Raw genomic sequence first — 22898 nt, 5'->3', positions numbered from 1 at the left:
TTGATTGTGGCAGATTGTATCTGCCGGGATATACCGAGGAGTCGCCAGAATCTTGCAGCAACGTATGACGTAGGCCGGAACAAGCTGTACCCAGCGCAGTTCCGGCATGACTTGTAGAGGGACGTCGATCTCAGCCTCCTGCCGGAACAGCGCGGAGTACCGCTTGTTCCGGCCTACAGCTACAGCTACAGCGCGCAAAAAAATCGCGTGCAGATGATGCACGCGATTGATTTGTAAACAGATTCAGCGATCGCAGGAGCAATTCGCTACTAGCTCTTCATCGGGAACGTCGGCTTGGGCTCATACGCCTGGCAGCCGAAGTCGCGGCCGATGGAGAGGAACTTCTGGCGGTCGTCTTCTTCCAGGTGCGGGCCTTCGATGCGGAAGAACTGCCAGCTCCAGCTGACTTCGAATTTGCCGGCATGGCCGCGGCCGAACAACACGCCGGGCTTCTCGTCGATGCCCGTGAACTCGGCTTTGATCCGGTCGATCACGTCCTTGATGGGCAGGTCGACCAGCCCTTCGACGTCTTCACCGAAGCTCAACTCTTGTGAGATCGTTTCTGCCGGCTGCTTTACGCCCGGATCTTGCCGCCAGAACATTAACACCTTCTGCATGACCCACCGTTCCTATTGCCCGTTGCTGTATTTAGGACGACCGTTCCATGAGCGCCCGCTGTAATAACCGCCTGGCGCGATTCTATACTAAGGGGCCGTTGGGGGGGAAGTCTTTTTGAGTCGTCACACGGAGGAGACAATCGTGGCAGAGCCAATCATCAGTGTTTCGGGTTTGCGGGGAGTGATTGGCGAAAGTCTGACGCCCGACCTGGCCGTCCGTTATGTGGCTGCTTTCGCGGCGACGCTGCCGCCCGGACCGGTGATTGTCAGCCGCGACGGCCGCACCACCGGCAGCATGCTGGCAGCGGCTGTTCAGTCGGCCCTCGCCGCCAGCGGCAAAGACGTGTGGGATGCCGGCGTCGCATCGACTCCGACTTTAGGTGTGTTAGTCCGGCATTATGGCGCGGTCGGCGGCGTGCAGATTTCCGCCAGCCACAATCCGCTCCCCTATAACGGCCTTAAGCTCTTCAACCATGAAGGCCGAGTAATCCCCGCCGTTGCGGGCAAAAAGGTGCTCGATGGCTATCGCGCGGCCAGCTTTGCCTGGGCCCCGCACGACAAGATCGGCACGATCCGGCCGCTATCGGACACCACCGGCCCGCACCTGAAACTGCTGCTGGAGACCGTCGACGTCGCTGCCATCAAAGCCCGCGGCTGCAAGGTGCTGCTCGATAGCAACGCCGGCGCGGGGAGCCTGCTGGGAAAAACTTTGCTGCAAAATCTCGGTTGCCAGGTGACAATTCTTGGCGGCGATCCGACCGGCCGATTCATTCACCCGCCGGAACCAACGGCGGAGAATCTGAAATCGGTGCAAGAAAAAGTCGTCGCCGCCGGCGCCGATATCGGCTTTTGTCAGGATCCCGATGCCGATCGCCTGGCCGTGATCGATGAGCAAGGCCGCTACATCGGCGAGGAGTACACGGTCGCTCTCTGCCTCGATCATGTGCTGCGTCAAAAGACCGGCCCGGTCGTGACCAACTGCTCGACGAGTCGCATGTCGCAAGACCTTGCCGAAAAATACCAAGCGCCGTTCAGCCGATCGGCAGTCGGCGAAGCCAACGTCGTTGACGAAATGAAACGAGTCGGCGCTGTCTTCGGCGGTGAGGGCAATGGCGGCCCGATCGATCCGCGCATCGTCTACGTCCGCGACAGCTTCGTCGGCATGGCGCAGATCCTGGCCGCGATCACCAGTCGCGGCAAAAAGATCAGCGAGCTCGTCGCCGAGTTACCGCGCTATCACATTCACAAAACCACGACGCCCCTCGCCGCGGAAAAACTTCCCGCCGCGTACGCTGCGCTGCAAAAGCATTTTGCCGAAGCGACCGCAGATCGCCTCGACGGCTTGCGACTCGACTGGCCCGACCGCTGGCTGATCATCCGCGGCAGCAATACTGAACCGATCGTGCGCATCATCGCCGAAGCGCCGACAGCCGACGCGGCAGCGAAGCTGTGCACCGATGCAAACGCGATTCTGCAAAAGGTTTAATAGCGGTAGGCCGGAACAAGCTGTACTCAGCGCAGTTCCGGCATTTGAGCAGTTGGACGTCGATCGCAGCTTCCTGCCGGAACTGCGCGGAGTGCCGCTTGTTCCGGCCTACATTCACTGGAGAACATCATGCTTCGCTCCCTCTGCTGCCTGTTCATCGCGTTATTCACCACAACCATCTTCGCTGCCGACGAGCAGTTCAAACTCGGCCCTGATTCCGAGCGTCAAGCCGATGTGCCGGTTGGCAAGCTGCAGCGCTACGAGCACGAGAGCAAAGTCTTCGAAGGTACGAAGCGTTACTACTGGGTTTACGTTCCCGCGCAGTACAAACCCGAACAAGCCGCGGCCGTGATGGTTTTTCAAGACGGCAATGCCTACGCCGATGTGAAGGGCGAGTTCCGCACGCCGATTGTGTTCGATAATCTCATCGCGAAAGGGAAGATGCCGGTGACGATCGGCATCTACATCAATCCCGGTCATAAGGGCGAGCTGAAATCCGAGAGCCCGTGGCAGGCGAACAATCGTAGCTTTGAATACGACACGCTCAGCGATCAGTATTCGCGATTCTTGCTCGACGAAATCCTCCCCACCGTCGGCAAGGATTACAAACTGACCGACGATCCGAACCAGCGAGCGATCTGCGGCATCTCGTCGGGCGGCATTTGCGCGTTCACGGTCGCTTGGGAACGGCCCGACGCGTTTCGCAAAGTGCTAAGCCACGTCGGCAGCTTCACGAACATCCGCGGCGGCCATGTCTATCACGCATTGATCCGGAAGACGCCGAACAAACCGCTACGCATCTTCCTGCAAGATGGCTCGAACGACGTGAACAACGAACACGGCAACTGGTGGCTGGCAAACCTTGAGATGGAATCGGCGCTGAAGTACAAAAAGTACGACCACAAATTCGTCGGCGGCGACGGCGGCCACAACGGCAAACACGGCGGCGCGATTCTGCCGGAATCGCTGGAGTGGCTGTGGCGGGTGGAGTGATTCGGCGATGGGGAGATGGGGCCCGTGGCATTTACCGGCGGGAGTCATATTACGTTGACGTAATTTCGCGAAAACCGTCAACCGTCACGGGCGGATAGTCTAACGCTGTTAAGTGCGCCGTTTCCGCGTGCGGCGCTGATTTTGCTACGCTGAAGCGTCGATTTCTGAGCAGATGGGATGAGGCACGCGCTAGGCCCACTTAACGAAGGCCAATAACCGCCCACCGCTGCGCATCTTATTGATTGACCCAACTAACCGCCCTTCGAGGTTCCCATGAAGCGCCTGTTGCCACTCTTGTTCGTCTTGGCTGGCGGCTTGCGGCTCGCGAACGGGGCCGAGAACATCACGCCGGCGGCACTCGACTTTTTTGAGAAGAAGATCCGCCCGGTTCTGATCGCCAATTGCTACCAATGCCATTCGGCGAGCGCCAAGGAAGTGAAAGGGAACCTGCGGCTCGATACCCGCGCCGGCATCCGCAAGGGTGGCGACATGGGCCCGTCGATCGTCATCGGCAAGCCCGACCAGAGCCCGCTCATCCAAGCCCTGAAACACCAGGACGGCTTGGAGATGCCGCCGAAGCAAAAGCTGTCGGACGAGATCGTCGGCGACTTTGTGAAGTGGGTCACGTTTGGCGCCCCCGATCCGCGCGAGAGCAATACCTCCACGGTCGGTAAGAAAATCAGCCTAGTCGATGCCCGCAAATTCTGGTCGCTGCAGCCGGTGAAGAACTCGCCGCCGCCGGCCACTACGAACACCACGTGGGCTCGCGCCGATCTTGATCGCTATGTCCTCGCCGGTTTGGAAAAACATAAGCTCACACCGGTCGCCGATGCTGACAAGCCAACGCTCATTCGCCGGTTGTATTTCGATCTCATCGGTCTGCCGCCGACGCCTGAGCAGATCGATGCCTTCGTCCTCGATCCTGCGCCGAAGGCTACCGAAAAGCTCGTCGATCAGCTCCTCGCCTCGCCGCAATTTGGCGAACGCTGGGGCCGCCACTGGCTCGACGTCGCCCGCTTTGGCGAATCGAGCGGCAAAGAGCGAAACATTCCGTACAACTATGCCTGGCGGTATCGCGACTATGTCTACGACGCCTTCGCCAAGGACAAACCCTACGATCAATTCATTCGCGAGCAGATCGCCGGCGACTTGCTGCCATCGCGCGGCGCTGCCGAGAAAAACGAACACATCACGGCCACCGGCTTTCTCGCCCTCAGCCCACGGAGCTTGAACGAAAAGAACTCCGAGCAGTTCGCGATGGACGTCGCTGACGAACAGATCGACGTCGTGACCCGCGCGGTCATGGGCATCTCGGTCGCCTGTGCTCGGTGCCACGATCACAAGTTCGATCCGATTCAACAGCAAGACTATTACGCCCTCGCCGGCATCTTTCGCAGCACCGATGTTTTCTCGGGTGTGAAACGCGGCAACAACAAAACCGGCTACGAAGGGGAATACGTATCGCTCGTCGATACTTCGAAATCAGCCGGCTCTGAGCAAGACCGCCGTGAGCTCGCGCGGATCGAACGTGAAATCAATCAAGCGAAACTCGACCTCGTCCACGCCAAACGCTCAGCTGATCTGAGCCCCGCGCCGATCTTGGGGAATCCGAAAAACCCCAACAAGCCAGCCAAAGAAAACGCCAAGCGGAAGAAGGCCGAAAACGCCAATCCATTCCGTCAGGAAGAACGCCGCCTGGCCCAGCTGATGGATGAGCGCGATGCGCTCGAAAAGAAGATGGCCCCGCCCGGCGAATCGGCGATGGGCGTGCGCGAATCTGCGAAGCTGATGGATTGCAAAATCAACATCCGCGGTGAGGTGAACGACCTCGGCGATGAAGTCGATCGCGGCTTTGTCCGTGTGCTGCAGTTCCCTGGCTCGCCGCAAGTCGACAAATCCCAGAGCGGCCGTTTGCAAATGGCCAACTGGTTGACGCACAAAAGCAATCCGCTCACTGCCCGCGTGATGGTCAATCGCGTGTGGTTTCACCTCTTCGGCCGCGGTCTGGTCGATACTGTCGATAACTTCGGCGCGATGGGCGACATGCCGACGCATCCCGAATTGCTCGATCATCTGGCCCTGCGGTTCATTGACCAGAAATGGTCGACCAAGCAGCTAATCCGCGAGATCGTTCTCAGCCGCACGTATCAAATGTCGAGCGCTCACAACGACGCCAACTACAGCAGCGATCCCGATAACAAATACGTCTGGCGCATGAGCCGCCGTCGTCTCGAAGCCGAAGCCATTCGCGACACTGTGCTCGCCACCTCCGGGCAACTCAACCTCGAGCGCCCCGTCGGTTCACCCGTGATGAAACTCGATGGCGAACTCGGCCGCCAGGTGAAAGGGGAATCGCTGCTGAAGGAAAACAAACACCGCAGCTGTTACCTGCCGATGGCCCGCGGCTACGTGCCAGAGTTCCTCAACGTCTTCGACATGGCCGATCCAGAACTCGTCACCGGCCAGCGCGATGTGACGACGGTTGCCATCCAAGCGCTCTACATGATGAATAGCCCGGTCGTGCACGATCAGGCCGAAGCGGCTGCGAAGAAGATCCTCGGCGACGCTCGTCACAAGGATGATGCGCAGCGGATCGACTACGCCTTCCGGCTGTTCCTCGGCCGTCCTGCCACCGCCAGTCAGATCAACGAAGTGCAGCAGTACTTGAAGAAATTCGAAACCGCCAACGGCCGGCAAGCCGCCTGGTCCACGCTCTGCCACACGCTGTATGCGTCGGCGGAGTTTAGGTATGTGTATTGATCGCGTCTTCACTCCCTCTCCTCGTGTACTCACGGGGAGAGGGCCGGGGTGAGGGGCTCGCAGCGGATTAGACTCGATCTGCAGCACAGCCCCTCACCCTAACCCTCTCCCCGGAGTTACCGAGGAGAGGGAACCAGAATAAACAACGCCTCATTCGCCGAGGAAAAGTCATGCATCCCATCTCACGCCGCCAACTCCTGCAAAGCACTTCCTGCGGTTTCGGCCTGCTCGCGCTCGCCGGACTCTGCGCTCAACAGGCAAAAGCCAATCCCGACGCGTCGACGAATCCTCTCGCGCCGCGGCCACCGCATTTCGCACCGAAGGCCAAGCGTGTGATCTTCATGTTCATGCAAGGTGCGCCGTCGCATGTCGATACGTTCGACTACAAGCCGCAACTGATCAAAGACGACGGCAAGAGCCCCGGCCAGGCGAATGGCAAGGGAAATCGCAAGCTCCTCAAGTCGCCCTGGAAGTTTCCGCAGAGCGGCAACAGCGGCTTGCCGATTTCGGAGCTGTTTCCGAACCTCAGCAAGCACGCCGATGATCTGTGCCTGCTAAATAGCTTGCATTGCGACTTGCCAAATCATCCGCAAGCCGCCGTGCAGATGCACACCGGCAATTTTCAATTCGTCCGCCCGTCGCTCGGCTCGTGGGTGCTGTACGGCCTCGGTTCCGAGAATCAGGAACTGCCGGGCTTCATCACGATCAATCCCATCAGTCGCATCGGCGGCGCGCAGAACTACGGCAGTTCGTTCCTGCCCGCCGCTTTTCAGGGCACCAAGATCGGCGGCGAAGGAGTGCAACTCGCCAAGGCCAGCGTGGCCAACATTCGCAACACGCAACTCACCACGCCGCAGCAGCGGCAGCAGCTCGATCTGTTGCAGAAGCTGAATCAAGATCGTCTGCAGGTCGATAAGGTGAATCCGGAACTCGAAGGAATCATCGAATCGTACGAGCTCGCTTTCCGCATGCAGGCCGCCGTGCCGAAGGTGATGGACTTTGCCGATGAGTCGCCGGCGACGCTCGAGTCGTACGGCATTGGCGACAAAGCTACCGATAACTTCGGCCGGCAATGTTTGCTGGCCCGTCGGTTCGCCGAAAGCGGCGTGCGGTTCATTGAGGTCGGCATGGGTGGCTGGGATCAGCATCAGCAACTGCGGACCAAGCTCACGCAGAACTGCACCTCGATCGATCGGCCGATCGCCGCCCTGCTAAACGACCTGAAGCAGCGGAGCATGCTGAAAGACACGCTGGTGATTTGGGGCGGCGAATTCGGCCGGACCCCGCATGCACAGAACGAAGATGGCCGCGATCACAACGCAACCGGCTTTAGCATGTTCATGGCCGGCGGCGGCGTGAAAGGTGGCCTGCGTTACGGCGCCACGGATGAGCACGGCATCAAGGCGGTCGAAGACAAAATGCACATCCACGACCTGCATGCGACCGTGCTGCATCTGCTCGGCCTCGATCATGAACGACTGACCTACCGCTACAGCGGCCGCGACTTCCGCCTGACCGATGTGCATGGCAACATTGCGAAAAAGATTTTGGCCTAACCGTAGGCGAGTCACTCCGTGACTCGCAACACGTGTTTGGCTAGCGGCGGACAGCATCTAATTTGTCAGCTGGCCCCGTTTAGTTTCTATGCGAGGAGCGCCAAAGGCGCTGTTGCGAGTCACAGAGTGACTCGCCTACGGTTAACCCGGAATCTCGGGTTCCACCAGCAGAGCGAGCAACTGCAACGATTCCTGCCAACCGAGGCAGCAAGCCTCCGTAGGAATCACGGCGGGAATTCCTTCCTGCACGATGTTCACTTCCGTGCCAACGCTGACTTTCTTCAGCGTGATGGTCGTTTCCATCTGCCCCGGCAGATTCGGATCATCGAACCGGTCGGTATGGCGGATCTTTTCGTTCGGCACGAGCTCGAGATACTCACCACCAAACGAGTGACTGCCGCCACTGCTGAAATTGGTGAACGACATTTTGTAGGAGCCGCCGACGCGGACATCGATCGAATGGACCTTGCCCGTGAAGCCATGCGGCGGCAACCACTTGGCCATCGCATCACCATCGAGAAACGCGCGATAGACCTTCTCGGGCGAGCAACGCAACACGCGCTGAAAACGAACAGTTCCGGTAGACATGATTTACTCCTGAAGTAGCTCTAAACTTTGAGGCAGCCGCGAAAAGCCCGCGCCGCATAGTACGACTGCGCGCCGTTGTGATAGATGAAAACGTGATCATAACGGCGATCGCCAAAGAGAGCGCCACCCAACTTGCGAATCGCGGCCGGCGTGACGATCCAGCTCGACGTTTTCAGATCGTACTCGCCCAGCGTTTGCAACTCGCGATACTGTTCTTCGGTCAGCAGCTCGATCCCCATCTCCGCCGCGACTTCGAGCACGCTACTGACGGGCTTGTGTTCTTTGCGCGAATCGAGCGCCGCGCGGTCGTAACACAGACTGCGCCGATCGGCGGGAGTTTCCTCCGAGCAGTCAAAGAAAATGTACTCGCCGGTCTTCTTATCGAGTCCCACCACATCAGGCTCGCCGCCGGTCCGCTCCATTTCCTGCAGCGACCACAACTTGTCGGGATTGGCTTCGAGTCGCTCGAGAACCTTCTCCCACTTCAGCCCTTTATGGCGGGCCATGTTCTCCTCAAAGCGTTCCTGCAGAACGCGAAAGAGTTCCACTTGTTGAGCGGCGGCAAGTTTCTTTTTGGTGGCTTTCATGGTGCTTGTGTTGACTTCTTGATTGATAGGCAAAGATTCAGACCTGTCGCATACGTCGGTACTGAGTGATGCCGGCCCGAATCTGTGCACTCAACACCCCTGTGGAACACTGCTTCAGTAATTCGATAATATCGGTTGCTCGTTCAATGCAGAATGCGGCATTCGGCGCGGTGTCCATGTCGACATCATTCAGGTCGTAGTCTGCACTTTTCCTGCTGTCGTGAAGGTTTTCGAGTAACTTGCCGATCGTATAAGCCTCTGGAACATTGCTATTCAGCAGGCATTGCTGCAGAAGTCGATGTTCGTTGCCGCCAACAAACTCAGGCTGCCGCCATTCTGTTTCCATAATTACCCGCGCCGTCAAGAACGCTGCGTAGTATGCCCGCGAAACACTGGTTCGCATCGTCGCCGGATCAGGCAGCTTGGTCGCAGTCGCAGGTGGTGTTACTGATTCGCGATGCAGCTTTGTAGCGAGCACAAGGAAGTCATTTGGCTTCATGCTAGTGGCCGCAGCGAGAGGCGAAATGACTCCCAGTTTCTTGCGACTTGCCGGACCTGCTCGATCCACTGCCGCTCCAATGCCATCAGTTCCTTACTGGTGCCTGGAGCCCGTACTACAAACACGACGTATTTCTCTTCCGCAAATTCGGGGTCAAATGATTCCTTGACGTGGACTTCACCGAAAAGTTCAGTGGTAATGCGGATTACTTCGCCGAACGCCCGAAAGGCGCGGCGTTCAGCGTCGTCGCTGTGTTCGCCAGCTTGCTCGATGACAGATGCAGTGCTCATCGTTTCTTTCCGTGATGTAAGAAATTGCTTATTCCAATTCTAATTCAATTGGCACCAAACCAGGAATGATCGTTGTTCACAGTGCCCGCAAATACTTCACTGCCGCGGCGATCTCTTCCAGCGGATTGCTCGACTCCGTGCGGCGGATAGTGAGGTAGCCGCGGTACTGATGTTCCTCGAGGGCACCCAGGATTTCGGGGAACTCGGCGCTGCCGCGGCCCAGGGGGACTTCGATGCCGCGGCCGGCGGCGACGTCGCGCGTGCCGTCGGTGGCGTGGACGTGCAGCACGTGCGCACCAAGTTTTTGCGCCGCTTCGCGCGGATCAAAACCGTGCGTGATCAAGTTGGCCGGGTTGAAATCGACGCCGAGCGAACCGGGCGGCAAGGAGTCGATGAGCTTCAGCAGATCGGCGCCGCTTTCAGTTCCCGTTTCGGCGGCGAGGAGCGCGCCGACGCGATGGCCTTCGCGGCCGATGTCGGCGAGCGCGGTCCGTAGCGTCGAGAGTCCATTTGCATCTTCCTCGGTCGGAATTCGGCCGATGTGATTGACGACGACGTTCGTGCCGAGTTCGTAGGCGAGCTGCAGGGCCCGTTTGGTGGCGTCGATCCGGCGGTCGAGTTCGTTCACGTCGGCGTAACCGCGGCGGGTGCGAAAGCTGAGGGCCGATACCCGCAAATTCAGATCTTCCAGCATTTTCCGCACCTGCCGCACACCTGTACGGCTTAGGTCGGCTACGGAAACCTCGTTGCGGCCGTCAATTTCGACGGCTTCTGCCCCCAGGCGCGCCGCCGTGTGCAAGGCTTGAGCAAAGGAAAGCTGAGGGCTACCGCCGCGCGCCTTCAGACTAGCCAGTTCAATGGCGACCTTGATTTGCAGCATAGATTTTCGTCGTTAATAAAACCAATGAACCTGATCACTCCGCTCATTCTATCGCTGATTGCCGTGACCGGGGATGACGCGTTGCCCATGCGTGAGCGCGGCGGCGCGCCGATGGACGACCAGTTGCCGCACGCCGTCGAGGTGATGCGCTGCGATTTCAAGCAAGCCACCGATCGCAATTACGACGGCTGGCCCGACGGCTGGACCCGCCGCCGCGGCCGGGAGTTTCCGGCGTTTCTCAAGATCGGCATTCAGCCGGAATTGACGAAACACAACGTCGGGGCCGAACGTTACTTGCAGATGGATCTGAGCGGCGGTAGCGCCGGCGTGGTTACTCCGCTCTATTCGCTCGGCGCTCGCGGCAGCTTTCTGCTCGAGGGGCGCGTGCGCACCAAGGGGCTGAAACATGATCAGGCTTTTCTTACGCTGACGTTTTTTGATGAACAAGGAAAATCGCTCGAGTCGTATGATTCGGCGCGCGTGACCGAAGCCGCCAACTGGCAAACGTTGCGGATCGGGCCGCTGCTGCCGAAAAGCGATGCCGCAACGCATGCCCGCGTGACGCTTTCGATCGCGCCGCACGAAGACAAAGAAGACCTCACCGGCACGGTGCAATGGACCGGCCTGCGGCTGCAGCGCTTGCCGCGGATCGCCTTGCGGGTGAGTGGCGATTTGCCGATCTACGATTCACTCGCTGCCGCCGAAGTAGTGTGCGAAGTTTCCGGCCTCGTCGGCGCTCGGCCCGAGTTGCGGTTCGACCTGCTCGATCAAACCGATAAGGTTCTCGCCACGCAGTTGCTCTCGCTTTCGCTCGACGAAAAGCCGCGGCGCGGCAAAGCGAAAGAACAAGCCGCCGAAGCTGATGAACACGGCGCGGCGCCGCAAGCCGGCATTACCGGCAATGCTCGCTGGAAACCGCCAATTCCGGATTTTGGTTTTTACCGCGTGCGAGTTTCGATGCAGCAGATGGGCCAATCCGCAACTGCGGATGAGAAGGCCGATGCCGAAGCAGCGCCTACTTCGACGGTGCTGCAGCGGATGATTTCGCTCGCGTTTCTCAAGCCGTTGCCCCGGGCGGGTGGCGGAGAATTTGGTTGGTCATTGCCCGGCGGCGAAGATCCGCTGCCCCTCAATCCGCTGGCGACGTTGCTCAGCCAGTCGGGCATCGGCTGGGCGAAGTATCCCGTGTGGTTCAGCGAAAAAGAGCAAGAGCAAGCCGATCGCCTGGCGTGGTTCGCCGAGCGGTTGAGCATTCACGGCATCGAGTTGGTCGGTGTGCTCGATCAGCCGCCGCAGCCCCTGCGTGATACCTTTCGCGACAAAGGCCGCTTGCCCTCGGCGTCTGTCTTTCAAGAGCCTCAGCTGTGGCAAGCCGCTGTCGATCCGGTGATGACGCGGCTGTCGCTCAAGGTTCGCTGGTGGCAACTGGGCGACGATCGCGACACGAGCTACGTCGATTTTCCGCAGCTCGAACAGCGAATGGCCGGCATCAAAAAACATTTCGAACGCTTCGGCCAGCAAGTGCACCTCGGATTTGGCTGGCGGTGGCTGCGCGAAGCTCCGACAACCAGCGGCACCACGCCTTGGGAGTTCTTGTCGTACTCGACCGATCCAGAATTGACCGCGCCGGAACTCGCTGCCTATTTGCAAGCGGCGCCGAAGCCGACCGATGTGACCACTGCGCCGGCCGTGGCTAGGCCGTGGGTGGTCCTCACACCGTTGCCGCGTTCGCAATATGCGACGTCGAGCCGCGTGCTCGATCTCGTGCAGCGCATGCTCGCCACGCGGCAACAGGGGAACGCCGTCGTTTTCGTTCCGCAACCTTTCAGTGATGAAGTCGGCTTGCTCAATGCCGATGGTTCGCCGGGAGAACTTTATGTGCCATGGCGCACGACGGCGACGCTGCTCGGCGGCACGCAGTATCTCGGCAGCTTGCCCCTTCCTGGCGGCAGCGTGAATCACGTCTTCGCCCGCGAAGGGCAGGCCGTGATGGTGGTGTGGCGCGATACGCCCGGCACCGAAAATCTGTTCCTCGGTGAAGGCATTCGCCAGCTCGACCTGTGGGGGCGCGAGCGCAAACCGGTCACGAAACTTACGAGCGACCAAGGCGATGAACGCCCTGAGACGACGATCGAAGTCGGCCCCGAGCCGACGTTCCTGCTCGGTCTCGATGAAGGGTTGACCCGCTGGCAAATTCGAGCTCGTTTTGAAACGACGCATCTCGAAAGTGTCTTCGGCCGGCAACAGCCCGTGACATTGCATCTCGAAAATGCTTTCCCGCAAGGCGTCAGCGGCACCGCGACGCTTGTCGGCCCGAAGGCTTGGACGATCGCACCACAACCGTTGCAGTTCCGCCTGGCCGAGGGTCAAAACGCGGACCCCAGCTGGTCGGTTTCGCTGCAACCCGACGCCGCGAGCGGCCCGCAACGAGTGCGGATCGATTTCGATATCACGGCCGATCGCAATTACAAGTTCAGCGTCTATCGCACGCTCAAGCTCGGCCTCGATGACGTGACCGTCGAGATGCGCACGCGTCTGCGCGAAGATGGCCTGCTGATCGTCGAACAGCACCTGACGAATCTCACCGGCAAGCCGATTAGCTTCAACTGCTTGCTCTTCCCACCCGGCCGACGGCGAGAAACCAAACAACTGCTGCACCTGCCAGCTGGCCGCCACACGCTGACGTTCATCCTGACGCAGGGCGAATCGCTGGTCGGCGAAACTCTGTGGCTGCGAGCGGAAGAAATCGGCGGCACGCGGGTGCTCAATTCGACGGTGGTTGTTGAGCGATAAACGGTGACTTGTCGCCCGCCGCAGCGAGGGCGAGTAGCGCGAACTTGTGCGGCGATTGATCGTGGTCGGTCACGCGTTTTGCTGCGGCGGCGAGGAGTTCATCCGCTTGTGGCACTTCTCGGTTGTGAGCGCGTAGGCCGTGTAATGCCCACGCGAGCGAGGTCGCTGTCGAGCGCATGCTGAGTGACCACTTCAGCCAAGTGAGCGATTTTTCTAATCGGCCGCTGGGATCGGTTTCGCCGGCAAGGGCGAGCATCGCGATGCCCGTCGGTTGCACGTGGGGACGCAGAGCCTGGCCGAGGACGATGGTGTTGCCGTAGTTGCAACCGCCGGTGGGTAGCTGGCGGTCGATGAGAAGTTTGATCGCTTCGACCGCGCGCGGATGCTGCAGCTGATTCACGGCGCGATAGGCGAGCAAGTGAAAGGCCGTCGGCTCAAGCCAACTGTGCGTCCCGTCGGCCCAGGGCCAGCCGTCGAGCATGGTGTTGTGCCCCATTTCGGGACTGCGGGGGATGGTTTCGCCGTGGTGCGTGTTGATCCAGTTGAGAGCCTTGTCGATGCGCGACTTGTGCTTCTCTGCAGCGAAATGTTGCCAGGCGATGACGGCGAGACTTGTCGGCCAACCGGGCGTCGCCTCTTTCTCACGCACGCCGACGCTGCCGTCGGTTTGCTGCGCGGCAGCCAGATAAGCGAGGACCGGCGCGGCTGCATCGGGCATTCCATGGGCTGACAATGCGAGCGCTGCGATCACACTCGGTTCGGTCGCTGCGGTCTGGTTCGGCAAATAGCCGCAGACCGGCGATTTCGCCAGTTGATCGAGAATGGGTTGCAGCCAGCTCATGGATTGCAGATTGCAGAGGTCAAATTGCAGATCGACAGCAGCTGATTTTCGGCGAATTGGCGCCTTAACCCAATAGCAGTTTCGGCGTCCCCTGACCTTTGTAGATCTTCAAGCCGTGCTGCCGGGCGTAGATCTCGCGCCGCGTGCGGCCCTGCGGGGCATCGGGCCATGGGCCTTCGAGTTCGGTGAAGTCGAACAGTTGCGGGGCAAAGTTGCGGATGTCGCGCCAGTAGTTCTTATTATCGGTTTGCACCACAAACAGGCCGCCGGGAATGAGCGACCTGCGGACCAGGCTGAGAAACTCCAGCGTGATCAGGCGATCGTCGATGTGGCCGCGCTTTTCATAAGGCTGCGGATGATAGAGATGAATCTCGGCCACGCTAGCGGCGGGGACGTACTCCTCGAGGAGTTCATACGCGCCGATCACGGCAAGGCGAGTGTGTTGTAGGCCACGCTGATTGCAACGCTTCGTGGCGTAACGAATCACCATCGGCAAGATGTCGATGCCCAGATGATTGTGCGTCAGCGCCCGCTTCAGCGCATCGGCAATCAAAAACCGGCCGTTGCCGCAGCCCAGATCGAGCACCACTGGAGCTTCGCGACCAAAAACGGTTTTCCAATCGAGTGGCGGCGGAGGGAGCTTTTTAATGGCCGTGCGCGCCCAAGCTTCTTGCGGCAAGATACGGCCGGGAATGGGAACGCCAAAATCATCGTCAGGTTGTGTCATCAAATCAAAACGGCAGTAGCTGAATTCGCCAGAATTCAGATCGTGGGGGTGGCGCTGAAACCGAATTCTGGCGAATTCAGCTACTTTCGGCGAGATTGAAGCTACAGTGTTAATTCTTATCGGTGGCTCGGCGGCCACCTTCACGAACGGCGACGATCAAGAACGTCGGATTTAGCGATTCGAACCGCAGCCGATCGAGCTGATCGTTGCCGCGGGCGATGTTGATCATCAGCACCTTGGTATCGCCGGCCGCTTTGGCCAACACTTTCCGCACGTCAGCCAAGTTTTCGATGCTGCCGACATTGGCGACCAGGCGGCCACCGGGTTTCAGTTTTTCGAACGCTTGTTCGACGAGGCCACGCACATGCCGGCCGCTGCCGCCGACGAAGATCGCATCGGGATCGGGCAGCCCTTTCCACGCATCGGGCGCTTGGCCGAGAACGGGAATGAGATTCGTCACACCGAAGCGTTCGGCATTCGCGGCGATCAGCGCGTAGTCTTCGGGATCCATTTCGATGGCATACACCGAGCCGGCCGCGGCGATTTGGGCTGCTTCGATCGAGACGCTACCGCTACCTGCACCGACGTCCCACACAATGCTGCTGCGGCCGATGTCGAGTTCGGCGAGCGCGATCGAGCGAACTTCCGCCGGCGTGAGCAGGCCACGCTTCGGCTGTGATTGCAGAAACGCTTCGTCAGGATTGCCGAAGAGTCGACGGCCCTTCATGCTCGCCGGCCGATCAGGAACGCCCGGCTTGCGGACGAGGATCATCACATTGAGCGGGCTGAACTGCTGTTGAACGACTTCTTCGAGATCGCCTTGCGTGACGCACTCATCGGGCGAGCCGAGATTCTCGCAAACGTAAACGGTAAAGTAATCGATGCCCCGATCGAGCAGCGCCTGCGCGACGGCCTTCGGCGGCGATTCGTCGGTAGTAAATAGACCAACCTTCGTCGCCGTGCGAGCTTTTTCCGCCACAAGATCGAGCGGTTGCGTGGCGAGGCTGGTCAGATAAGCATCGTCCCAACTTTCCTTCACGCGGGCAAAGGCAAGCTGCATGCTGCTGACGTGCGGCGTGACTTCGAAGCGTTCCTTGCCGAGGCGGTCACACAGAAATCGCGCGGTGCCATAGAACATGGGATCGCCGCTGGCCAGGATCACGACCGAAACGCCCTTGGCGGCTTCGATCCGCCGAACGATCTGTTCCAGATCGCCGCCGATGTCTTGTTTGGGAGCCGGGTGATTGGCGACAGCGGCCAGGGATTGCCGAGCGCCGAGAATCAGCCCCGCTTCGGCCAGCCGTTGCCGGGCAGCCGCGGTGAGCCCTTCGACACCATCGTCGCCGATGCCAATGATCTGAACTTTGTCCATGCGGATTAGTCTTTGCGTGGAGATTCGTAGGATGGACCGCTGTCCGTCCAGTATCGACGTCGAAAGGGACGGACCAATGGTCCATCCTACGCTTGGCCCGATTGTACCACTCTCTGGGCTCATTGCGATTGGCCTAAGTGCTGGCAGAATCGCGACTTCGCCGCCCTTAAAGTCTACCCAGGCCGGTCAGGAGGTAGTTTTTCTGACGTTTCAAGCTGGCGAATCCTGGCAATGTTGAATTTTGGCAACAAGGTTTCCCTTGCCGCTGGTGGGGGCGCGACTTAAAATGAAACGCATTCCGCCTGCCGGTGAAGTCACGACCCACTTCTCAGGAAGCTCGGAGCTCCTTTAACGTACTCGCGCGCACGCCCAACCGGATTTGACATTGCGCGTCGCAACGGCCTCCGCAGGAACGACCCCGTGCCCCTTACTGACGAAGATCGCTATCTGCTGCAGCTCTGTCTGGAGCATCAGCCCCGGGCGTGGGAATCGTTCGTTGATCGCTTTTTGGGGCTCGTGGTTCACGTCGTGAACCACACTGCCGATTCCCGCGGTCTGGCCATCACATCTCAGGATCTCGAAGACCTGACGTCGGACGTGTTCCTGACGTTCGTCAACGACGACTACGGTGTGCTCCGCCGCTTCAAGGGGCAAAGCAGCCTGGCGACTTACCTAACTGTCGTGGCTCGCCGCGTGGTCGTTCGCGAAATGCTCCGCCGCAAGTTGAACGCGCCGACCGATTCGCACGAAGCCGAAGAAGTCGCCGATCAGCATCCGCCGGTTGAAGATCGTCTCAGCAATCGCGAAGAAGTCGAACGCCTGATGGTCGAACTCGGCGGCGAGGAAGCCAAGATCGTCAAGCTGTATCATCTCGAAGGCAAAACCTACGAAGAGATCGGCACGACCCTCGGCATTCCCAGCAACAGCATCGGGCCAACTCTCTATCGAGCCCGGGCAAAGCTGCGCCGCTTCGGCGTCGATTCGGCTGCGAGCTAATAGTCTCGAGCGAGATTGCGGTAACGCATATTTTCGGCGCGCTTGCAAAACGATGCGCCCGCCTGCGAGCACCGCATTTCTACTTTAGAATGCATTCTCGAAAATTCGCCTTTTGAGACTGCAGCCATGAATCAGAAACACAATCATCCCGGTTCCCATGATCATGAACATCACCCGCCAGCGGCCGGCTGGAAGCCGCATCGCGATTGGCGATTCTGGGGCGTGGTGTTGATGCTGATTGCTATGGTCATCTACGTGCTAACGCGCGAAGAGGCCGTACGCCCCGGCGGCGGTAAAGGACCAGAAGTTCCAGCAGCGCCGTAAGATGCTCGCCGCGGCGAAGTGCGATTGCTCACGCAGTTTCATGGCCGCAAAGGTTTGTAATGACCGCTCCTCACCTGGCAGAAGTTGTTGACGACGAAATGGCCGAGGTGCTGCGCCAGAAAACGCCGGCCCAGCGACTCCAGATTGCTTTTGGCATGTGGCAATTCGTACGGAATACCCTTCGTCGACAATTGGCCTCCGCCAATCCTGCTTGGACCGAGGAAGAAGTTTGCCATGAAGTCGCCCGGCGTATGTTGCATGACACCTGATCGTCTCCTCTTCGAATTGGCGGAGTTTTTCGACTACTGGAAAATTCGCTATGCCATTGTGGGGTCAGTCGCTTCGATCGCATATGGCGAACCTCGAATGACAAACGACGTTGATTTCGTCGTTGAACTGAAGCGCGAGCACGTTACTCCTCTTGTCGCGGCCTTTTCGGCGCCTGATTTCTATTTGAGCGAGCCCGCCATTCACTCGGCGATTGCAAAAAAGTTTCAATTCAACATTATCGATCCGGCTGCGGGCTACAAAGCTGACATCATCCTCTCCTCTGATGACGATATTCATCATTCGCTACTTGCACGCAGATGCCGGAGAGAGATCGGCGAGGCGGCTTTCGCTTGGCTCGGATCGCCTGAAGACATCATTCTCGGCAAGCTGCAATACCACAAACTTGGCGGCTCTCCCAAGCACATTCGAGACATTGCCGGAATACTCAAAATCTCCGGGGCGGAAATTGACCGCGACTACATCGCTGGCTGGGTAGATAAACTGCAACTGCGTACGTCGTGGAATGAAGCGTTAGCCGTTGTGGAAAATTCGCAAGAATAGCCCTGCTATTTTTGCACCGTAGATGGCAACGCCGCGTTCGCAGCAGTAACATGCGGGCTCTACTCTCTCAGGAACTTTTGCGCATGGCAGCGCAGCTCTTCGCCAGTTGAAACTTTCTGCCCCGACAGAAGGAACTTGTTCCGTCGTAACCACGTTTTTGGTGCTACGGTTGATCTGCTTGTAAACAGACAATTCTCACGCGGCACAATTGGCATAACCAGGACAGATACCATGACACGACAATGGATCGGAATCGCCTTTGCGATGATTCTCGGACTCACCGTTACCAGCGCATTCGGTCAGGCACGCGGCAAGCCCGGTGGTGGTGGTGGCGAACGACCCGGTGGAGCCGGCGGTGAGCGCTCTGAGCCAGGTCGTTCAGAACCAAGTCGTTCAGAACCAGGCCGATCGGGCCCGGGCAACACGAGCGGCCGATCGGAAGGTCGCCCTGAGGGCAACAAGCCCGAAGGGAATAATCCCGCCGCCCGACCTGGGTCGAGCAAACCGCCAGGCGGTGCCTGGGGCGAGAGCAAACAGCAGTCGAACAACGGTCACAAAGCCGCCGGCGCGGAAGAGTACAACAATAAGAATTCGAAGCCCTCGGGCGCTGAAGGTGCTGCCGCGGGCGCCACGGCCGCCAATCGCAATCAACCGAACGCTAGTGGGGCCGAAGGGGCTGCTGCTGGCGCCGCCGCAGCGAATCGCAATCAACCCAACTACAGTGGCGCTCAAGGAGCCGCTGCCGGTGCCGCTGCTGCCAATCGCAATCAACCGCAGTACAGCGGCGCTGAAGGCGCTGCTGCCGGCGCTGCCGCGGCGAATCGCAATCAGCCTCAGTACAGTGGTGCCGAAGGCGCCGTAGCCGGTGCTACTTACGCCAATCGCAATCAACCGCAATACGGCGCTGCCGCTGGCTACGCTGCCGTGCGGAACTCATTTGACCGGCCCGATATGTACAGCCCGGCCTGGCACACGACGCATGTCGATGCCTGGGCGCCTGCGGCTTGGGCCGCCGGTTCGGCTTGGACACCTGCCGCTTGGGGCGCAATTGCCACGCATTGCAATTACACGAACCGACCGGTGTCGTATGACTACGGCAACAACGTGAACTATGTGAATGGCAACATCATGATCGACGGCCAATCGGCGGGCACTGCTGAAGATTTCAGCCAGCAAGCCTCGGACCTGGCCGCTGCGGGAACTGCCGCGGCGGTTGGACCGAACGACAAGTGGCTGCCGCTCGGCGTGTTTGCGATGGTGAAGAACGATCAACAGCATCCGCAGTTGATTCTGCAACTCGCGGTAAATCAGACGGGCGTCGTCCGTGGCAACTACACCGACGAAGTGAGCGACCGCTCGTATCCGATCCACGGCGGCGTCGACAAAAATACGCAACGCATCTCGTGGACCGTCGGCGGCAACACGACCAACGTCATGGAAGCCGGCCTCGGCAATCTCTCGCAAGGTGAAGCTCCCGCGCTGCTGCACAAAAACGGCAAGACGGAACGCTGGATCTTGGTGCGATTGCAGCAACCGCAGTAGCCTGATTTGGCAATTACCTTGCTGATCGCAGCCGCGATCATTGAAGTACTCACGGGGCTGACGTTTATCGTCGCCCCGTCGCTGTTTGTGGTCTTAGAGAGAAGAGGTTAGAGACGAAGAGCCGAAGCATGCACTGCGGCTCGACGAACCAGTTCGTCCGTCCCAGCCGTTGCTCGGGATGTTAATCTATAACGTTCTGATCAGCGTTTTTGCTGGAACCTGCCGATGAACGATTCGAAGACTTCCGAACATGCTCCGCCCAAATCTCCCCGCCCAACCTGGCAACTGGCGCTGCTAGTTTTCCTGAGTTTGATCGGCGTGTATGTGCTCGGCGCGTATGTCGTGGCGCCCATGATTTGGGTCTCGTACGCGCATCGGCATCCCGCGCTCGATGCAGCGCCGACGATCACCGAAACCCACAGCGACATTCCTGGCGATCCGCTCAACGTGGCGCTGATCGGCAGCGAAGACGACGTCAAACAAATCATGCATGCCGCGAAATGGTTCGCCGCGGACAAGCTCAGCCTGAAGGCCGATGTGCGGATCGCCGACGATACGGTCCTCAAGCGGCCGTACGACACCGCGCCGGTCAGCAGTTTGTATCTCTTCGGCCGCAAGCAAGATCTCGCCTTCGAGCAACCGGTCGGCGGCAATCCCAGCCAACGACACCACGTCCGTTTTTGGAAAGCGAAACAGTCCGACGACCAAGGCCGGCCGCTGTGGTTTGGCTCGGCTTCGTATGACAAGCAGGTCGGACTGAGCAAGACCACCGGTCAGATCACGCATCACATTTCGGGCGACGTCGACGCCGAGCGCGATCATGTTTTGGAGACACTGAAGGAAACCGGCGATCTGACGGTTGAATATGTCGACGATTTTCAGCCGAAGCGCACCGGTCGCAACGGCGGCGGCGACGAATGGAAAACCGACGGTCGGCTGGGCGTGGGAACAATCACGATTTCGTCTGCTCCTAAAAAGGAGTAGAATCGCCCCACGGGGGATCGCATGACCACACGCCAAGAACTTCTCACTCAGTGGCAGCAACGGCTGGCCGAGGCCGAGCAGGCGTGTCTCGCTGCCGAATCGCCGGCGTGGTCTGATCGGTTGCGCGTGAAGCTCTATGCTTTTCTCCTCGCCATGTATGGCCAAACATCTTGGCCTGGTTCAAAAGATGACGTCGATAACGAGCGCGGCCGCGAATCGGCCCCGCTCGTCGTCGTCGAACCCGTCGCGGAATTCACCGGTAAGGAACCGCGGACCAGAGCGGAGATTCTGAAAGGGCTGCGAAATGTCAAAGGCCTCGGCGAGGAACTGGCCCCGGCAGGACCACTGACCGCCGGTTTGAAGCCCAATTCGCCCATGCTCGTGGGAACTTACAAAAAGCTGGTTCAAGCCGAGATTGCGTTCTCGCGGCTAAAGCGGGCCGGCCTGTTGCCCACGCTGCAGCGCCAACCTGGGCGATATGCGATCCATGTGGCGGTAGCCGACTCCGCCTACGCCATGCAACTGCTGCGAGAGATTCCAGCGCCCCGCCAAGTACGCGTGACAGCGCCGGCGGCGACTTCCGATCGCAGTGTCTCGCTGCTGTGCGCTCTGCTATTCGTGTTCGTGAGCCTGATCTGTTTCTGCATTTTGATTCACGTGACAATCGCCCGGGCCGCCAACTTGCCGAAGCAAGTAATCCCCGCGAATTGGGAATTGGCGGGCTTCTTGGGTAGCGCGGTTGTGTGCCTGCTCGTCGCTGTCATGCTATTTCGCAGTTGGGCTCTCTCGTTGCGAGGCCCTGTATTGCGATTCGATTTCCTCTCGGTAGTGACCGTGCTCACGAGTTGCAGTGGAGCAGCGCTCACCAGCTTTTTAATCGCCGCCACGCTGATGAGCGCTTATTTTCCCGACTTGAAACTGGCCCTATCCAGCTTCAGCTTTGTGCAACTGGCGATCGGTGCGGTATTGTTCGATCTGGTCGCCCTGCGACTCTATTGGGAATTGATGCGTCTGGGTCCACCGCCGCCCAGCGGCAAATTCGTCAAGCCACAGCCCGCCCCCTCGGCGAAAGATCCACGCTAAACTGGCGGCATGGCAGAGACCGTCCACGTCTTCGATTTTCTCAAGAGCAGCGTTGCGCCGACGGCAGGTTTGTGCGTGCTGTTTGGCGATGAGCCGTTTCTGCGGCAGCTCGCCCGCGAACACATTCGTGGCATCATGACCAAGGGAGATGCCGACACGCCGGTGTCGCAGCACGATGGCAGTGAACGCACGCCCGAGTGGCGCGACGTAATGGATGAGCTCGCCACGGCTTCGCTGTTCGGCGGTGGTGGAGCACGACTCGTCGAACTGCGCGAGGCCGATTCGTTTGTCTCGGCGTTTCGGCAGAAGCTCGAAGACTTCGTCAGCCGGGCCAAATCGCACGGCGTGTTGGTGCTCGAGGTGAGCGAGTTCCCTGGCAACACGCGTCTGGCGAAAATGTCTGCCGAAGGCACGGCAACTGTTGTTGACTGCCGGCCGCCGCAGAAAACCGTCGGCAAAAACAAAGTCGTCGACGAAGCCGTCATCGCCCGCTGGCTGAGCGACTGGGCTAAAACGCATCACGACATGCAACTCAGCAGCGATGCCGCCAAACTGCTGCTCGATCTCACCGGCCCGGTTTTCGGCGTGCTCGCGCAAGATCTGGCCAAACTTTCGCTCTTCGTCACCAAGGGGCAAAAAGTCACGCCCGAAATGGTGCAGGAGATCGTCGGCGGCTGGAAAGCCAAATCGATGTGGGACCTCGGCGACGCCGTCGCCGACGGCAACGCGGCCGACGCCCTCGTGCAACTCGAGCACGTCCTGCAAGCCGGCGAACATCCGCTGGCCATCACCGGTTCGCTGGCCTGGGGCCTGCGCCGCTTCGCGCTCGCGACCCGCATCTTTCGCGAAATGAAACAGCGAAGCGGCGTGAACCCTTCGCTCCGCGAAGTCCTCCTGCAAGCCGGTTTCAAAGACTGGCCCGTCGGCACCCTCGCCAAAGCCGAAGGCCGCCTCAAACAAATCGGCAGCCAACGCGCCGGCCAACTTTATCGCTGGCTGCTGGAGCTCGATCTATCGCTAAAAGGGACGCACTCCAACGAACGGCGTGCACGGTGGGCCGTCGAGCGGCTCTTCTTGCGATTGGCCAAGGCGAAACCGAAGAGCCCCTAGTCGTCGAACGCTCTGCGGTCGATGAATGGACTTAAACTA

General features: G+C 59.5%; 22 protein-coding genes. 13 read left to right on the top strand and 9 right to left on the bottom strand.

All coding sequences use genetic code 11. The annotated features are described in order from the left end of the window. Positions 1-269 precede the first annotated feature (269 nt). On the bottom strand, positions 270-617 hold the full coding sequence (locus M9Q49_RS03050) for a hypothetical protein (protein WP_254507175.1): 348 nt from the start codon (positions 615-617) through the stop codon (positions 270-272). Between the two features lie 142 nt (positions 618-759). Between M9Q49_RS03050 and glmM the strand changes: the two genes are divergently transcribed. The 4 genes from glmM (at position 760) to M9Q49_RS03030 (ending at position 7412) form a co-directional block, all read left to right on the top strand. Further along, positions 760-2103 (top strand): phosphoglucosamine mutase, encoded by a 1344-nt coding sequence (gene glmM / locus M9Q49_RS03045; RefSeq protein WP_254507174.1) that lies wholly within the window; start codon positions 760-762, stop codon positions 2101-2103. A gap of 129 nt (positions 2104-2232) precedes the next feature. Beyond that, a complete protein-coding gene (locus M9Q49_RS03040) occupies positions 2233-3096 on the top strand; it encodes an alpha/beta hydrolase (protein ID WP_254507173.1) in 864 nt (287 codons plus the stop codon). Between the two features lie 273 nt (positions 3097-3369). Continuing rightward, positions 3370-5856: a DUF1553 domain-containing protein gene (locus M9Q49_RS03035; protein WP_254507172.1), complete on the top strand. Its 2487-nt coding sequence runs from the start codon at positions 3370-3372 to the stop codon at positions 5854-5856. Positions 5857-6026: 170 nt separating this feature from the next. Continuing rightward, complete coding sequence (locus M9Q49_RS03030) at positions 6027-7412, top strand: DUF1501 domain-containing protein (RefSeq protein WP_254507171.1); 1386 nt, start codon at positions 6027-6029, stop codon at positions 7410-7412. 141 nt (positions 7413-7553) lie between these two features. Here M9Q49_RS03030 and M9Q49_RS03025 read toward each other — a convergent pair whose 3' ends face one another. The 5 genes from M9Q49_RS03025 to M9Q49_RS03005 form a co-directional block, all read right to left on the bottom strand. Then, positions 7554-8000, bottom strand: a complete 447-nt coding sequence (locus M9Q49_RS03025; RefSeq protein WP_254507170.1) for an SRPBCC family protein — start codon at positions 7998-8000, stop codon at positions 7554-7556. Positions 8001-8020: 20 nt separating this feature from the next. Continuing rightward, positions 8021-8587, bottom strand: a complete 567-nt coding sequence (locus tag M9Q49_RS03020; RefSeq protein ID WP_254507169.1) for a DUF4256 domain-containing protein — start codon at positions 8585-8587, stop codon at positions 8021-8023. A gap of 37 nt (positions 8588-8624) precedes the next feature. Next, positions 8625-9086 carry a hypothetical protein gene (locus M9Q49_RS03015; RefSeq protein WP_254507168.1) on the bottom strand — a complete coding sequence of 154 codons (462 nt, stop codon included), beginning with the start codon at positions 9084-9086 and terminating at the stop codon, positions 8625-8627. Then, positions 9083-9376 carry a hypothetical protein gene (locus tag M9Q49_RS03010; protein WP_254507167.1) on the bottom strand — a complete coding sequence of 98 codons (294 nt, stop codon included), beginning with the start codon at positions 9374-9376 and terminating at the stop codon, positions 9083-9085. The genes M9Q49_RS03015 and M9Q49_RS03010 overlap by 4 nt, the downstream gene beginning before the upstream one ends. A 76-nt stretch (positions 9377-9452) precedes the next feature. Next, positions 9453-10256, bottom strand: coding sequence for a sugar phosphate isomerase/epimerase family protein (locus tag M9Q49_RS03005; RefSeq protein ID WP_254507166.1), 804 nt, complete (start codon positions 10254-10256; stop codon positions 9453-9455). Between the two features lie 24 nt (positions 10257-10280). On the opposite strand from M9Q49_RS03005, the gene M9Q49_RS03000 reads away from it, so the two are divergent. After that, positions 10281-13049 carry a hypothetical protein gene (locus tag M9Q49_RS03000; RefSeq protein ID WP_254507165.1) on the top strand — a complete coding sequence of 923 codons (2769 nt, stop codon included), beginning with the start codon at positions 10281-10283 and terminating at the stop codon, positions 13047-13049. Here M9Q49_RS03000 and M9Q49_RS02995 read toward each other — a convergent pair. The 3 genes from M9Q49_RS02995 to cbiE form a co-directional block, all read right to left on the bottom strand. After that, the gene (locus tag M9Q49_RS02995) at positions 13021-13890 is read right to left on the bottom strand and encodes a hypothetical protein (protein ID WP_254507164.1); all 870 of its coding nucleotides are present in this window, start codon (positions 13888-13890) and stop codon (positions 13021-13023) included. The two genes, M9Q49_RS03000 and M9Q49_RS02995, sit on opposite strands and share 29 nt — an antisense overlap. Before the next feature lie 64 nt (positions 13891-13954). After that, positions 13955-14617: a tRNA (guanine(46)-N(7))-methyltransferase TrmB gene (gene trmB, locus M9Q49_RS02990; protein ID WP_254507163.1), complete on the bottom strand. Its 663-nt coding sequence runs from the start codon at positions 14615-14617 to the stop codon at positions 13955-13957. 109 nt (positions 14618-14726) lie between these two features. Beyond that, positions 14727-15989, bottom strand: a complete 1263-nt coding sequence (gene cbiE, locus M9Q49_RS02985; RefSeq protein ID WP_254507162.1) for a precorrin-6y C5,15-methyltransferase (decarboxylating) subunit CbiE — start codon at positions 15987-15989, stop codon at positions 14727-14729. A 420-nt stretch (positions 15990-16409) separates the two neighbouring features. On the opposite strand from cbiE, the gene M9Q49_RS02980 reads away from it, so the two are divergent. The 8 genes from M9Q49_RS02980 (at position 16410) to holA (ending at position 22859) form a co-directional block, all read left to right on the top strand. Then, the gene (locus tag M9Q49_RS02980) at positions 16410-16985 is read left to right on the top strand and encodes a sigma-70 family RNA polymerase sigma factor (RefSeq protein ID WP_254507161.1); all 576 of its coding nucleotides are present in this window, start codon (positions 16410-16412) and stop codon (positions 16983-16985) included. 126 nt (positions 16986-17111) lie between these two features. Next, positions 17112-17309, top strand: coding sequence for a hypothetical protein (locus M9Q49_RS02975; RefSeq protein ID WP_254507160.1), 198 nt, complete (start codon positions 17112-17114; stop codon positions 17307-17309). Between the two features lie 59 nt (positions 17310-17368). Then, positions 17369-17578, top strand: a complete 210-nt coding sequence (locus tag M9Q49_RS02970; RefSeq protein WP_254507159.1) for a hypothetical protein — start codon at positions 17369-17371, stop codon at positions 17576-17578. After that, a complete protein-coding gene (locus M9Q49_RS02965) occupies positions 17544-18140 on the top strand; it encodes a hypothetical protein (protein WP_254507158.1) in 597 nt (198 codons plus the stop codon). The genes M9Q49_RS02970 and M9Q49_RS02965 overlap by 35 nt, the downstream gene beginning before the upstream one ends. Positions 18141-18371: 231 nt before the next feature. Then, positions 18372-19682 (top strand): hypothetical protein, encoded by a 1311-nt coding sequence (locus M9Q49_RS02960; protein ID WP_254507157.1) that lies wholly within the window; start codon positions 18372-18374, stop codon positions 19680-19682. Between the two features lie 225 nt (positions 19683-19907). After that, positions 19908-20666, top strand: coding sequence for an LssY C-terminal domain-containing protein (locus M9Q49_RS02955; RefSeq protein ID WP_254507156.1), 759 nt, complete (start codon positions 19908-19910; stop codon positions 20664-20666). Positions 20667-20687: 21 nt separating this feature from the next. After that, positions 20688-21749 carry a hypothetical protein gene (locus M9Q49_RS02950; protein WP_254507155.1) on the top strand — a complete coding sequence of 354 codons (1062 nt, stop codon included), beginning with the start codon at positions 20688-20690 and terminating at the stop codon, positions 21747-21749. Between the two features lie 9 nt (positions 21750-21758). Next, positions 21759-22859 carry a DNA polymerase III subunit delta gene (gene holA, locus M9Q49_RS02945; protein ID WP_254507154.1) on the top strand — a complete coding sequence of 367 codons (1101 nt, stop codon included), beginning with the start codon at positions 21759-21761 and terminating at the stop codon, positions 22857-22859. Positions 22860-22898: the final 39 nt, after the last annotated feature.

The organism is Anatilimnocola floriformis (assembly GCF_024256385.1).
In the GTDB taxonomy this organism is placed as follows: Bacteria; Planctomycetota; Planctomycetia; order Pirellulales; family Pirellulaceae; genus Anatilimnocola; species Anatilimnocola floriformis.
Note: the sequence above shows the minus strand (reverse complement) of the source record. Positions and strands in the feature narration are given on the sequence as shown.